Raw genomic sequence first — 13,148 nt, forward strand, 5'->3', positions numbered from 1 at the left:
GCATGGGTGGCGGTTCCAGGAGTGCCGGTGCGGCGCCCGCTGACGACGACGGGGGCGGCCCCGCCGCGCTGGGCGAACTGCTCGGTGCCGCGGTGCGGGCCGGCTCCGCCGTCACCCCCGAAGGAGAACGACGGGCGGTCGCCGCGTTCCGCGCGGCCCGGGACGCCCGGGAGCACGCGGCGGGCGCCGGGCGGCGCGACGACCGGCGCCCGCGTGCGACACGGCGCGTCGGATGGCCGGTACGCGCCGCTGTCGGGGCGCTGCTGACCTCGGTGACGCTGGGCGGCGTCGCCGTGGCGTCGATGGGCGGCCTGCACGGCAGCGCCCCGGAGCGGCCCCGCCCGTCGCCCACCGCGCCCGGCCGCGCGACACCCCCGTCCCTCCGCCCCTCCTCGCCCACGGACCCCGTGGCCCCCCTCATCAAGCCCCCGCACACCTCCCCGGAACCGCCGCAGACGAAGAAGCACGACGGGCAGGGCCGGGGCGGGCAGGACCACGACGGCACGTGGCACGACGGGAAGGGCCACCCCAAGGGCAAGGGGCACCAGGGCAAGGGCCACGACAACGGCAAGAGTCGGCTCGGCAAACAGAGCGAGGGCGAGCGGCCCGGCGGCAAGGGCCCCGACGGCAAGCGCGACGAGGACCGGAAGCGCGACGGGGACAGGACGTACGACGGCAAGAAGCGCGACGGGGAGCGGCGCCACGGCCACGGCAAGGGCCGCCCCCAGAAGGCGCACCATGGAGACGGGGCGCGCCACGGCAGTACGACGCGCCACCACGAGCAGCGCCACGAGAAGCCGGCGCGCCCCGCCGGGCCGGAGACGGCGCAGCAGGCGCGCGAAGCCCGGGAGAAGTGAGGGGGAGGGGGACGGCCGGGGCCGCCACCCCCCACAGGAGAGGCCCCGGCCGTCGTTCATGGGAGGGCCGCACCGGGCCCTCATCCTCTACAGCGTCGGCAGGGCCGAAAGCGTCACAGTGGCGTCACACGCCGTACGGACGGCCGCTTCCCGATGACTCTGGACGCAGGGCAGCCGATGCCCGTAACGTGCAGGTCCGCGCCGGTCGGTGCGCTCGTCACGCGTCATGCGGCGGCCCGCCGGGGCCGGCGGACGGGCCGGACGTACTTACTTCGGCGTAGGTGGCACCACGGGATACCGTCGGCGCCATAAGCAGTTCGTTTACCTGCGGTAGCCGGATGACGGCAGCAGACGTAGGCAGCAACGACCGGGCAGCGGATGCTCCGCGTGCGACAGGATGGACCCGTGCAAGGGGACGACACTCAGCCGGACGACAGCCGGTTGACGGTCGCCGTACAGGCGGCACAGGACGGCGACGAGGCGGCCTTCCGTACCGTCTACCGGGCCGTACATCCGCGACTTCTGGGATATGTGCGGACCCTGGTGGGCGAAGCGGACGCGGAGGATGTCGCCTCCGAGGCCTGGCTGCAGATCACCCGGGACCTCGTCCGGTTCAGCGGCGACGCCGACCGCTTCCGCGGCTGGGCCGCCCGCATCGCCCGCAACCGCGCCCTGGACCACATCCGCATGCGCGGCCGCCGCCCGGCCATCGGCGGCGACGAGAGCGAACTGGCCGACAAGCCGGGCCCGTCCGACACCGTTGACGAGGCCCTGGAGTCGCTCGGTACGGGCCGCGCGTTCCGGCTGATCTCCCAGCTGCCGCAGGACCAGGCCGAGGCGGTCGTGCTGCGCGTGGTCGTCGGGCTCGACGCCAAGAGCGCGGCCGGGGTGCTCGGCAAGCGCCCGGGCGCCGTGCGGACCGCGGCCCACCGCGGACTGCGCCGGCTCGCGGAGTTGATCACCGGGCGGGGGGAGGACGCGGCGCCCGGTGAAGGAGGTGTTCCGCCGGAGCAACCGGAAGGGCTTCCCGACCGTCCTGTAGCAGGGGAGCAGCCGGCCGACGGGCCTGTGGGCGGGGTGCCTCCCCAGGGCCGTGCACGCCGCAGCGGCGGAACGGAACCGTGCGTACCTGGTGTGACGGAAACGGCCGCACGTACGCAGAAGGACATGTGATGGCCGACGACCGGTACAACTGGCTCGACGAGGACGCCGCGGAGCGTTTGCTGCGTGGCGAACGGGTCGATGCCGGACTCGGCCGCGGCGCGGAAGAACTCGACGACCTGCTCGACGCGGCCGCCAGAACGGCCGCCGCCCCCTCTCCCGACACCGCGCTCCCCGGCGAGGAAGCCGCCGTCGCCGCTTTCCGGCAGGCTTCGGCGGGCAGGTCTACGCGCGACACGGCCACGGCCGCCGGCGCGGCGGAGAGCGCCTCGGAGGACGGGATACCCGTGGTGCGGTCCGTGCCCGGCGGCGGCGCGTCCCGCACCTCCGAACGCACCCGCCTCGGCCGCCCCTTCCGGCGCGGCCTCGCCGTCGCGCTCGCCGGCTGCGCCCTCGGCGGCGTCGCCGTCGCCACCGGTACCGGAGTCCTTCCCACCCCCTTCCGCGGCGGCGAGCCCGGCCCGTCCCCCAGCGTCTCCGCCGCCGTCACCCCCAACCCCCTGGAGAGCCGGGCCCCCGCCCCCGACGCCTCGGACGGCGGCACCCGCGCACCGGACGCCGGCACCGACGCCGACCCCGCGCACCCCGCGACCCCCACCACGCCCGGGCGCCCCGACGGGCGGCCGACACCCGGCCGCGACGGCGACGACGAAGCCGTGGACATTCCCGTACCGGACCTCACCCCCGGCGGGAAGGACGCGGACGGCAGTGACCAGGCCAAGCGAAAGGCGGCCGTACTCGCCCTCTGCCGCGACTACGAAGCGGGCCGCGTCGACTCCGGCGACCGGGACCGGGTACGCCGCCTGGAGCGCACGGCCGGCGGCGCCGACCGGCTGCACGCCTTCTGCCGGCGGTACCTCCAGCAGAACGGCCTGACCGGCGGGCTCGGCGGCTCCGGGGACACCACCGGCGGCTCCGCCGGCCTCACGGGCGGCACCGGTTCCTCCGGTGACGGCACATCGGGCGACGGCGGACCCGACGGCGACAGCGGCTCCGGGGGCAGCACCTCGGGCGGCGGCCAGAGCGACGACGACGAAAGCCACCCAGGCTACGCGCCGAGCGTCACCCCGACCCCGGACGCCACCACGGCGACCCCGTCGCCCGAGTCCACGGACGCCACGAAGACGTCCTCCGCCACCCCCTCCCCGACCGGCTGACACCCCTCCTGACCATCGGGTGTGACGTTTTTTGAACCCGTGACGCTGTACGTACTGAAGCCGACTGGTCATCGGCTGCGCGGGCGCCGGGGTTCCCCCCGTACCTACGGCACCGCGCGTCGGCGCGAGCGGGGCACGTTCCCCCGGCCCCGCTCGCGCCCCTTCTTTGCGGCTAAACCGCCGCCGCTTTCGCGGAGCCCATTGCTCGCCGTTGGGGTTGCTCAATTGGTGGTTGCGGTGCGGTTGTTTGTGGCGGTTCGGCTATTCGCAGGCGGGGCCGCTACTTGTATATGACGACCTTGGTGCCTGGGCTGACCTCGTTGAACAGGGTGGCGATCTTCTTCTTGTCGCGGACGTTCACGCAGCCGTGGGAGGCGCCGGAGTAGCCGTGGGCCGCGAAGTCGGCGGAGTAGTGGATCGCCTGGCCGCCGCTGAAGAACATCGCGTACGGCATCGGCGTGTCGTAGATCGTCGAGACGTGGTGGCGGCTCTTGAAGGTGATGGCGAAGGTGCCCTCGCGGGTGGGCGTGTACTGCGAGCCGAAGCGCACGTCCATCGCCGAGACGGCCCGGCCGTCAACCATCCATGTCAGCGTGTCACTCGTCTTGCTGATGCAGATCACGCGGCCCGTCATGCAGCGCTTGTCCGGCGCCGCGGCCGGCCTGGTGGTCGGCGGATACAGCTCGCTCCGTGTCGGCGTGTGCGTCCGTACGCGCAGGGCGCTCAGCGTCGCCGTGTCCACGGTGCCCGTGCGGGGCAGGCCCTGGGCGCGCTGGAAGTCCGAGACCGCGGCGGCGGTGACCGGACCGTAGTACCCCGTGGGATTCCGGTCGAAGTGCTTCACCTGGCGCAGGCGCGCCTGCAGCTCGCGCACCTGCTCGCTCCGGGCGCCCTGAGCCAGTACCGGCTTCGGAGCCGCGGGTGTGGGGTCCGCCGCGCGGGACGAGGGCGGCGCGGCCGGTGCGGTCGGCAGGGCCGTGGCGGTCCGCCCGGCTCCCTTGCCGTCATCGACCCGTATCCGCATCTCCTTGCAGCCCGTCGTCGATGTCAGAACGGCGGCCAGCACCAGCGTGCCGGTCAGCGTGCGGAACGCTTCGCTGCGATGCATGTCCCACCCCTGTGGTCTCACCCGCCCCTCCTCATGCTTCCCGGCACTGCGGCCCGCGGAACCTGCCGTCATGCTGTGAGCAAGGTCCCAGGCCGCGCCCCTCCACGGGGCGCACGGGCGCCGCTACAGTCCGTCGCAAACGCTCTTCATTACTGAGTAGTAGTCCAGCATTTTTGAAGCAGTAGCACAGCGGGAGGCAGGCACCATGGCGCGCGAGACCGGCAGTTCTCGGCACACCGAGAGCGGTTTGCCCATCGAACCCGTCTACGGGCCGGACGCGCTCGGCGACTGGGACGCCGCGGACAAGCTGGGCGAGCCCGGTGCGTACCCCTACACCCGTGGCGTGTACCCCACGATGTACACCGGACGCCCGTGGACGATGCGCCAGTACGCCGGCTTCGGTACGGCCAGGGAGTCCAACGCGCGCTACAAGCAGCTGATCGAGAACGGCACGATGGGCCTCTCGGTCGCCTTCGACCTGCCGACCCAGATGGGCCACGACTCCGACGCGCCGATCGCCTCCGGCGAGGTCGGCAAGGTGGGCGTGGCGATCGACTCCATCGAGGACATGCGGGTGCTGTTCGACGGCATCCCGCTGGACAAGGTCTCCACCTCGATGACCATCAACGCGCCGGGCGCCCTGCTGCTGCTCCTGTACCAACTGGTCGGCGAGGAGCAGGGCGTGGACCCCGCCAAGCTCACCGGCACCATCCAGAACGACGTGCTCAAGGAGTACATCGCCCGCGGCACGTACATCTTCCCGCCCAAGCCCTCGCTGCGCCTGATCGCCGACATCTTCAAGTACTGCAAGGCCGAGATCCCGAAGTGGAACACCATCTCGATCTCCGGCTACCACATGGCCGAGGCCGGCGCCTCGCCCGCGCAGGAGATCGCGTTCACCCTCGCGGACGGCATCGAGTACGTACGCACCGCCGTCGCCGCAGGCATGGACGTCGACGACTTCGCCCCGCGCCTCTCCTTCTTCTTCGTCTCCCGCACGACGATCCTCGAAGAGGTGGCCAAGTTCCGTGCGGCGCGCCGGATCTGGGCCCGCGTCATGAAGGAGGAGTTCGGCGCCAAGAACCCCAAGTCGCTCATGCTGCGCTTCCACACGCAGACCGCCGGCGTGCAGCTGACGGCCCAGCAGCCCGAGGTCAACCTCGTACGCGTGGCCGTCCAGGGCCTGGCCGCCGTCCTCGGCGGCACCCAGTCGCTGCACACCAACTCCTTCGACGAGGCCATCGCGCTGCCGACCGACAAGTCGGCCCGGCTGGCGCTGCGTACGCAGCAGGTCCTCGCGTACGAGACCGACGTCACCGCCACCGTCGACCCGTTCGCCGGGTCCTACGTCGTGGAGAAGATGACCGACGACGTCGAGGCCGCCGCCGTCGAACTGATGGGCAGGGTCGAGGACCTGGGCGGTGCCGTCGCCGCCATCGAGAACGGCTTCCAGAAGAACGAGATCGAGCGCAGCGCGTACCGCATCGCCCAGGAGACCGACTCCGGCGAGCGCGTGGTCGTCGGCGTCAACCGCTACCAGCTCGACGAGGAGGAGCTGTACGAGCCGCACCGCGTCGACCCGGCCATCGAGGCCCAGCAGGCCGAACGCCTGAAGAAGCTGCGGGACGAGCGCGACCAGGCCGCGGTGGACGCCGCGCTGGAGGACCTGAAGAAGGCCGCGGAGGGCACGGACAACGTCCTGTACCCGATGAAGGACGCCCTGAAGGCCAGGGCAACGGTCGGCGAGGTCTGCAACACCCTGCGAGAGGTCTGGGGCGCTTACGTCCCGACGGACGCGTTCTGACCCTTCCGGCGATCAGCCGGGTGAAATGCAGGCTGTTGTCGCCCGTTGTGTCTGTACGGTGGCGGTGTGAAGGTGCCGCAGGAGGTGGAAGGGGCCGGGTACGTCCGGTACGCCTTCCGCCTGCGAGTGTCCTCCACCGCCCTGGCTCTGCTGCTTGCCGAGTGGGACCGGTGCCGGTGGGTGTGGAATCAGTGTGTCGCTGTGTCCAAGGCTGTGCACAAGGCCGGGGGAAAGTGCGGTCCGGCAGCCTTGGACAGGATGCTGACGGGCTGGCGCGCTGAGCACGAATGGCTGCGCTCCGGCGGTTCGGTGCCTCAGCAGCAGATCGTCCGAGACTTCGGCAGGTCCCGCGCCAAGGCGTGGAAAGACACCAAGGCTCGGCTGCCGATGCGGCAGCGGGCGGGGATGCCGAAGTTCAAGAAGAAGGCGCTGGCGGATCCCACGCTGAACTACACGCGGCGGGGCTTCCGTCTGAGAGACGGGCGGTTGTGCCTGGCGGGCGGGGTCGTGCTGACGGTGGTGTGGTCCCGCGAGTTGCCCGACGAACCGTCCAGCGTCCGAGCCCACCGTGACAGTCTCGGCCACTGGTACGCCTCGTTCGTCGTCCCCGCCCAGATCGAGCCGCTGCCGCGGACCGGAGCGGCGATCGGCGTGGACTGGGGCGTGAAGGAGATCGCGACCACAAGCAGCGATGCCCATGACCTGCCGCACCCCGAGTACGGGAAGAGCGCGGCCGGAAAACTGGCCCGCTACCAGCGGATGATGGCGCGGAGGAAGCCCGAACGCGGGCACGTCGCCTCCAAGGGCTACCGTCGCGCCAAGCAAGGGGCCGCGAGGGTGCACAAGAAGATCGCCCGGCAGCGGCAGGACGCCACGCGCAAGTGGGCCAAACGGATCACCCGCGATTTCGACCGGATCGCGGTGGAGGACTTCCGCCCGAGGTTCCTCGCCTCGTCCACCATGGCTCGTAAAGCGGCCGATGCGGCGGTCTCCGCAGCCAAACATGAACTCATCACCATGGCGCGCAAGCACACCCGCGATCTACGGCTGGTGCACCCCGCGCATACCACCACTGACTGCGCACGGTGCGGAGCGAGAGCCAAGCACGCCCTGCAGTTGTCGGAACGTACCTACACCTGCACGGTATGCGGAGCCGTTTCCCCCAGAGACAAGAACTCCGCACGCATGATGCTCGTCCGGGCCGGTCTGGACCCGGCTGGTGCTGATCGCGTAAGACCCGATCGCTCGCTGAGCGGCCGGGCAGCGTGAGCCAGGAATTCCCCGTCGGTCGGGGAAGCAGTCAAACTGGTGTCATGTCCTCACCCCGTCGTAAGTGTCCCGTCTGCACCAGAGACATCGCCGTGGTCAACGGGCGGTTCGCTCGGCACGATCCGCCGGGGCGGCGTACCGGCCTGGAGCTGATCTCGTGTCCCGGGTCGCGGCGGATGGCGCCCATGATGGCGCCGGCGGAGAAGCTGTTCGATCCGGAGGAGCCGCCGTTTCCGGGGCAGCAGCCGTTGTTCTGAGGCGCGCGCCCGGCCCGTCAGGGCGCGAGGATGTCCAGTTCGGCCATCGCGCCGACGGTGATCTCGCGGGTCAGCTCCTCGGCGCGGGCCGCGTCGCCGGTGCGGATCGCCTCGGCGACCTGGACGTGCAGGGTGACCGCCGCCGGGTCGGGGTCGGTGAACATCACGTGGTGGTGGGTGCGGCCGGTCAGGATCGCCGCCACCACTTCGTGCAGACGGGCGAACATCTCGTTGCCCGAGGCCGTCAGCAGCGTCTTGTGGAAGTCGGTGTCGTGGACGAGGTACGCCTCCAGCTGCTGGCCGCGTGAGGTGGCCACCATGCCCATCGCGTGCTCGGTGAGCGCCGCGCACTGCTCCGGCGTGGCGTGCCGGGCCGCCAGTCCCGCCGCGACCGGCTCGACGGCGCAGCGGAGCACGGTGAGGGAGCGGAGCTGCCGGGCGCGGTCGGCGCCGGCCAGCCGCCAGCGGATGACCCGCGGGTCGTAGACGTTCCACTCCTCGGTGGGGCGGACGGTCACGCCCACCCGGCGCCGGGATTCCACCAGGTGCATGGACTCCAGGACCCGTACCGCCTCCCGGATGACCGTGCGGGAGACGTCGTAGCGCTGGGCCAGCTCGTCGGTGCGCAGGACCGAGCCCGGCCGGTGCTCGCCGGCTGTGATCTCCGGCCCGAGGGACTCCAGCACCCTCGCATGCAGTCCCTGCCCCGCGTTTTCCATGCGATAAGCCTACGTTCCCGAGTCTCGGGAAGATTAAGTATGACGTTTGCGTCACAGACTCTTGAATACGTCGTACCTAATGGGTTTCAGTGGAGCGATGCATTCGAGCCACCGAGGTGGTTCGTCACGCCAAGTCAATGAGGACGAGCGAGCGAGGTAGACCGCGATGAGCACCCCCCATGTCATCGTCGTGATGGGAGTCGCCGGCACCGGCAAGACGACGATCGGACCGCTCGTCGCCGACGCGCTGGACGTGCCGTACGCCGAGGGCGACGACTTCCATCCCCCGGCCAACATCGCCAAGATGTCCGCCGGGCACCCGCTCGACGACGCCGACCGCGAGCCGTGGCTGGACGCCATCGGCGCCTGGGCGCACGACCGGGCCGGCAAGGGCGGCGTGGTCAGCAGCTCCGCGCTCAAGCGGATCTACCGCGACCGTCTCCGGGCCGCCGCGCCCGGCATCGTCTTCCTGCACCTCACCGGCTCGCGCGAGCTGATCGAGGGCCGTATGTCCGAGCGCAAGGGCCACTTCATGCCCACCGCGCTCCTGGACTCCCAGTTCGCCACCCTGCAGCCGCTCGCCGACGACGAGCGGGGTGTGGCGGTGGACGTCTCCGGCACCCCGGAAGAGATCACCGAGCGGGCCGTCGCAGCGCTGCGGCAGCTCGACGAGGACGCCTCCCCGGCCGCCACCGAGCTCTGATCAGGAACCGCACCCCCGAGCTCTGAACCGGCGCCCTTCCCCGGGGCCCCGGTCCCGAGCCGTACCCCCGAGCTCCGATCACGAGACCGGGCTCCAACCGAAGGACACGCCGTGACCCATCTCAGCGTCGAGATGATGGCAGCGGACGCGGCCGAGCCGATCACCTCGGCAGGCAACGCTCAGCTGGGCATCTCCGTACTCGTCGGCATCGCCGTCATCGTTCTGCTCATCACCCGGTTCAAGCTGCACGCCTTCCTGGCCCTGACCATCGGCTCGCTGGCGCTCGGCGCCGTTGCGGGAGCGCCGCTGGACAAGGCCATCACCAGCTTCACCAGCGGCCTGGGCGACACCGTCGCCGGCGTGGGCGTCCTGATCGCGCTCGGCGCGATCCTCGGCAAGCTGCTCGCCGACTCCGGCGGTGCCGACCAGATCGTCGACACCATCCTCGCCAAGTCCAGCAGACGCATGATGCCGTGGGCGATGGTCCTGATCGCCGCGATCGTCGGCCTGCCGCTCTTCTTCGAGGTCGGCATCGTGCTGCTGATCCCGGTCGTGCTGCTGGTCGCCAAGCGCGGCAACTTCTCCCTCATGCGGATCGGCATCCCGGCGCTGGCCGGCCTCTCCGTCATGCACGGCCTGATCCCGCCGCACCCCGGCCCGCTCGTCGCCATCGACGCGATCAAGGCCAACCTCGGTGTCACCCTCGCCCTCGGCGTGGTCGTCGCGATCCCGACCGCGATCCTGGCGGGCCCGGTCTTCTCCCGCTTCGCCGCCCGCTGGGTGGACATCGCGCCCCCGGAGAAGATGATCCCGCAGCGGCCCTCGGAGGAGCTGGAGAAGCGCCCCAGCTTCGGCGCGACGCTGTCCACCGTGCTGCTGCCGGTCGTCCTGATGCTCGCCAAGGCCCTGGTCGACATCGTCGTCGACGACCCCGAGGACCATGTGCAGCGCGTCTTCGACGTGATCGGCTCCCCGATGATCGCGCTGCTGGTCGCGGTGCTGGTCGGCATGTTCACCCTCGGCAAGGCCGCCGGCTTCAGCGCCGGCCGGCTCTCGTCGACGGTGGAGAAGTCCCTCGCCCCGATCGCCGGCATCCTGCTGATCGTCGGCGCGGGCGGCGGCTTCAAGCAGACGCTGGTCGACGTCGGCGTCGGTGAGATGATCCTGGACCTGTCCAAGGACTGGGGCCTGCCCGCGCTGCTGCTCGGCTGGCTGATCGCGGTCGCCATCCGCCTCGCGACCGGCTCCGCGACGGTCGCCACGGTCTCCGCGGCGGGCCTCGTCGCCCCGCTGGCCGCCGACATGAGCACCACTCACGCGGCGCTCATGGTCCTCGCCGTCGGCGCCGGCTCGCTCTTCTTCAGCCACGTCAACGACGCGGGATTCTGGCTGGTGAAGGAGTACTTCGGCATGAACGTCGGCCAGACGGTCAAGACCTGGTCCCTGATGGAGACGATCATCTCCGTCGTGTCGATCATCTGCGTGCTGCTGCTGTCGCTGGTCTTGTAGCGCGGCACGGGGAAATCTCTTCGCGGCAGGGCCGTACGGACGGATAGCGTCCGTACGGCCCTTCCCGTACGAGAGGCGAGACCATGAGCAACGACGACGGCGTACCGGTCGACCACGCGCTGGTGCGCGCCGCGGAGGAGGCCGTCGCGGCGTACGCGCAGGGCGACGACCACACCGTGGCGGCGGCAGCGCGGACCGCCGACGGCCGCATCGTCACCGGCCTGAACGTGTACCACTTCACCGGCGGCCCCTGCGCCGAGCTGGTCGTCATGGGGGCCGCCGCCGCGCGGGGCGCGTACGACCTGCGGCAGATCGTGGCGGTCGCCGACGAGGGCCGCGGCGTCATCCCGCCCTGCGGCCGCTGCCGCCAGGTGCTGCTGGACTACTACCCGGACCTCACCGTCGTGGTCGGCTCGGGCGACACGGTCCGGGCCCTGCCGGTCCGTGCGCTGCTGCCCGAGGCGTACCTGACGGCCGAGCACGAGGACGTGCCGCCCGCGGCGGGGCCGGACGGCGCGGCGGATCAGCCCTCCGGCAGCCACGCGTAACGCACGTCCGGCTCCCGCTCCTCGTTGTCCCGGCCGTCGGTGCGGAACCGCTCACGGAAGCCGTGGCGCCGGTAGAAGCGCTGCGCGGGCCGGTTGACCTGGAAGGTCCACAGCGCCAGGCCGCCGGGGCGGCGCTCCTTCGCCAGCGCGACGAAGCGGTCGCCGAGGCCCTGGCCGCGCCGTTCCGGGGCGAGATAGAGCTGGTCCAGCTCGCGCGCGCCGTGCAGCACCATCATCCCGGCGATCTCGCCGCCGGCGTCCGCGACCCAGGTCTCCCGTTCCGGTACGACCACCGTGCGGAACCACGCCCGTACCGCGTCGTCGGTGTGCGGCCGTACGACACCGGGCAGCGCGGCGTCGTACGACCGCAGCCACACCTCGGCCACGCCCGCCGCGTCCGCCGGCCCGGCCCGCCGCAGGACGGCGTACTCCGTTCCCGTCTCCTCCATGGCGCAGCACTCTTGTGCACGGGCGGGTGCCCGCGCATCCGCATTGGCGGAATGCGTCGCCCTGTGACGGATGGTCAGGCGGCCCGGGCGGTGGCGGCGGCCGGGAAGTGCCGGGTCAGGGCCGCGGCGACCGGGCCCGGTGCGGCGGCGGCCACGGCCACGTAGCCGTCCGGGCGGACCAGGAAGAGGCCGCCGTCGCCGTACGCCTGCCGGATGTGGCCCGAGGCGTCGAGCAGGTCGGGCGCGGGGCCGCCGATCCGGTACGTGCGGACGTGCGCGGCCCACTCGGCGGCCGGCCGCGGCGGCTCGGCGCCGTCCAGGGCGAGCAGGGTGAAGTGCGGGCCCCGGAAGGCGTCGAAGAGGCGGAACGGCGTGCCGTCGGGGGTGGTGCAGGGCGCGTCGGGTGCGCGGTCGCCGGCCCGCAGCGCGTCCGGCGCGAGGTCGGTGCGGTGCTCGCCGGTCAGCGGGGACTCGCGGTAGCCGAGGGTGAGCTGGTGCAGGTCGCGGCCGCGCCGCATCGAACGGGTGCGGTGCAGCCGGGTGCTGGTCTCCAGGATCCCGGCGGCGACCGGCAGCCGCTCGGTCTCGTACGTGTCCAGCAGCGCGTCGGGCGCGCCGTGCCGCAGCACCTGGCCGAGCTTCCAGCCGAGGTTGTAGGCGTCCTGGACGCTGGTGTTCAGGCCCTGGCCGCCGGCGGGGGAGTGGATGTGCGCGGCGTCCCCGGCGAGGAAGACCCGGCCCTCGCGGAACCGTTCCGCCATGCCGGCGCGGGGCCGGAAGACCGAGGTCCACAGCACCTCGCGGATCTGCTCGGGGGCCAGGTGGGTGTGGGCGGCGAGGGTCGCGCCGACGGTCTTGGGGCTGGTGTCCGGCGTGTCGGTGAAGACCGCCGCCATGCTCTGGAAGTGGTCCGTGCCGGCCAGCGGCAGCAGTGTGACGAAGCCGCCGCCCGGCTGCGGGAAGAGGTGCCAGTGGTCCCGGTCCAGGCCGTCGATGCGGACGTCCGCGAGGAGCGCGGCGCCCGGCTCCAGGTCCGGGCCGCTCATCGGGGTGCCGAGCTGCCGGCGTACGGCGCTGCGCCCGCCGTCGGCGCCGACCAGGTACGCGGCGCGGACGGTGTGCGCCGTGCCGTCGGCGAGTGAGGTCAGCTCCGCGGTGACGCCGTCCGCGTCCTGCCGGAACGCCGTCAGCTCCGTGCCGAACCGGACGCTCCCGCCCAGCTCCGTCAGGCGGGCGTGGAGCAGCTCGGCGTTGCGCCACTGCGGCACCATCAGCGTGTTGGAGTACGGGGTGCCCGGCGTCGGCGCCACCCGCTCCACCATCTCGAAGGTCTCCTTGATCCGGCCGTCCTGCCAGGTGGCCATGGGCGGGTACAGGCCGCCCGCGGCCCGCACGGCCGTCAGCACCCCGAGGTCGTCGAAGACCTCCTGCGTGCGCGGCTGCAGCCCGGTGCCGCGGGCGCCGGGCGAGAGTCCGTCCTGCCGCTCGACGAGCAGCGCGCGTACGCCGCGCCGGGTGAGGTCGACGGCGAGTGCCAGGCCGGTCGGGCCGGCGCCCGCGATCAGTACGTCCACGGTCGTGTCCATGATCCACCCCTGTCCTTAACG

At 72.1% G+C, this 13,148-nt stretch carries 13 protein-coding genes; 9 read left to right on the forward strand and 4 right to left on the reverse strand.

The genetic code is table 11. From position 1 onward, the window contains the following. Window positions 1–2 precede the first annotated feature (2 nt). The 3 genes from ABZ840_RS16490 (at window position 3) to ABZ840_RS16500 (ending at window position 3,175) form a co-directional block, all read left to right on the forward strand. Entirely contained in the window at window positions 3–857 is an 855-nt protein-coding gene (locus ABZ840_RS16490; RefSeq protein ID WP_361559731.1) for a hypothetical protein, read from the forward strand. A 378-nt stretch (window positions 858–1,235) separates the two neighbouring features. Beyond that, on the forward strand, window positions 1,236–2,030 hold the full coding sequence (locus ABZ840_RS16495) for an RNA polymerase sigma factor (RefSeq protein ID WP_361559734.1): 795 nt from the start codon (window positions 1,236–1,238) through the stop codon (window positions 2,028–2,030). Continuing rightward, window positions 2,030–3,175 (forward strand): hypothetical protein, encoded by a 1,146-nt coding sequence (locus tag ABZ840_RS16500; protein ID WP_361559737.1) that lies wholly within the window; start codon window positions 2,030–2,032, stop codon window positions 3,173–3,175. The genes ABZ840_RS16495 and ABZ840_RS16500 overlap by 1 nt, the downstream gene beginning before the upstream one ends. A gap of 280 nt (window positions 3,176–3,455) precedes the next feature. On the opposite strand, the gene ABZ840_RS16505 is transcribed toward ABZ840_RS16500, so the two are convergent. Then, window positions 3,456–4,283 carry a L,D-transpeptidase family protein gene (locus ABZ840_RS16505; protein WP_361559740.1) on the reverse strand — a complete coding sequence of 276 codons (828 nt, stop codon included), beginning with the start codon at window positions 4,281–4,283 and terminating at the stop codon, window positions 3,456–3,458. Window positions 4,284–4,488: 205 nt separating this feature from the next. Between ABZ840_RS16505 and ABZ840_RS16510 the strand changes: the two genes are divergently transcribed. From ABZ840_RS16510 to ABZ840_RS16520, 3 genes are all read left to right on the forward strand, one after another. Further along, window positions 4,489–6,087, forward strand: coding sequence for a methylmalonyl-CoA mutase family protein (locus tag ABZ840_RS16510; RefSeq protein WP_361559743.1), 1,599 nt, complete (start codon window positions 4,489–4,491; stop codon window positions 6,085–6,087). Window positions 6,088–6,153: 66 nt separating this feature from the next. Further along, window positions 6,154–7,356 (forward strand): transposase, encoded by a 1,203-nt coding sequence (locus ABZ840_RS16515; protein ID WP_361559746.1) that lies wholly within the window; start codon window positions 6,154–6,156, stop codon window positions 7,354–7,356. 44 nt (window positions 7,357–7,400) lie between these two features. Beyond that, window positions 7,401–7,613: a hypothetical protein gene (locus tag ABZ840_RS16520; RefSeq protein ID WP_052863805.1), complete on the forward strand. Its 213-nt coding sequence runs from the start codon at window positions 7,401–7,403 to the stop codon at window positions 7,611–7,613. 17 nt (window positions 7,614–7,630) lie between these two features. Here the strand turns inward: ABZ840_RS16520 and ABZ840_RS16525 are convergent, their stop codons facing one another. Next, window positions 7,631–8,332: an FCD domain-containing protein gene (locus tag ABZ840_RS16525; RefSeq protein WP_361559749.1), complete on the reverse strand. Its 702-nt coding sequence runs from the start codon at window positions 8,330–8,332 to the stop codon at window positions 7,631–7,633. A 166-nt stretch (window positions 8,333–8,498) separates the two neighbouring features. Between ABZ840_RS16525 and ABZ840_RS16530 the strand changes: the two genes are divergently transcribed. From ABZ840_RS16530 to ABZ840_RS16540, 3 genes are all read left to right on the forward strand, one after another. After that, complete coding sequence (locus ABZ840_RS16530) at window positions 8,499–9,035, forward strand: gluconokinase (RefSeq protein WP_361559752.1); 537 nt, start codon at window positions 8,499–8,501, stop codon at window positions 9,033–9,035. Between the two features lie 111 nt (window positions 9,036–9,146). After that, window positions 9,147–10,544, forward strand: coding sequence for a gluconate:H+ symporter (locus ABZ840_RS16535; protein WP_361559755.1), 1,398 nt, complete (start codon window positions 9,147–9,149; stop codon window positions 10,542–10,544). 83 nt (window positions 10,545–10,627) lie between these two features. Beyond that, entirely contained in the window at window positions 10,628–11,092 is a 465-nt protein-coding gene (locus tag ABZ840_RS16540; protein WP_361559758.1) for a cytidine deaminase, read from the forward strand. On the opposite strand, the gene ABZ840_RS16545 is transcribed toward ABZ840_RS16540, so the two are convergent. Both ABZ840_RS16545 and ABZ840_RS16550 read right to left on the reverse strand, forming a co-directional pair. Beyond that, on the reverse strand, window positions 11,068–11,541 hold the full coding sequence (locus ABZ840_RS16545) for a GNAT family N-acetyltransferase (RefSeq protein ID WP_361559761.1): 474 nt from the start codon (window positions 11,539–11,541) through the stop codon (window positions 11,068–11,070). The two genes, ABZ840_RS16540 and ABZ840_RS16545, sit on opposite strands and share 25 nt — an antisense overlap. A gap of 74 nt (window positions 11,542–11,615) precedes the next feature. Further along, window positions 11,616–13,127 carry an FAD-dependent monooxygenase gene (locus ABZ840_RS16550; RefSeq protein WP_361559764.1) on the reverse strand — a complete coding sequence of 504 codons (1,512 nt, stop codon included), beginning with the start codon at window positions 13,125–13,127 and terminating at the stop codon, window positions 11,616–11,618. Between the last annotated feature and the right edge of the window lie 21 nt (window positions 13,128–13,148).

The organism is Streptomyces sp. NPDC047117 (genome assembly GCF_040643545.1).
GTDB lineage: Bacteria > Actinomycetota > Actinomycetes > Streptomycetales > Streptomycetaceae > Streptomyces.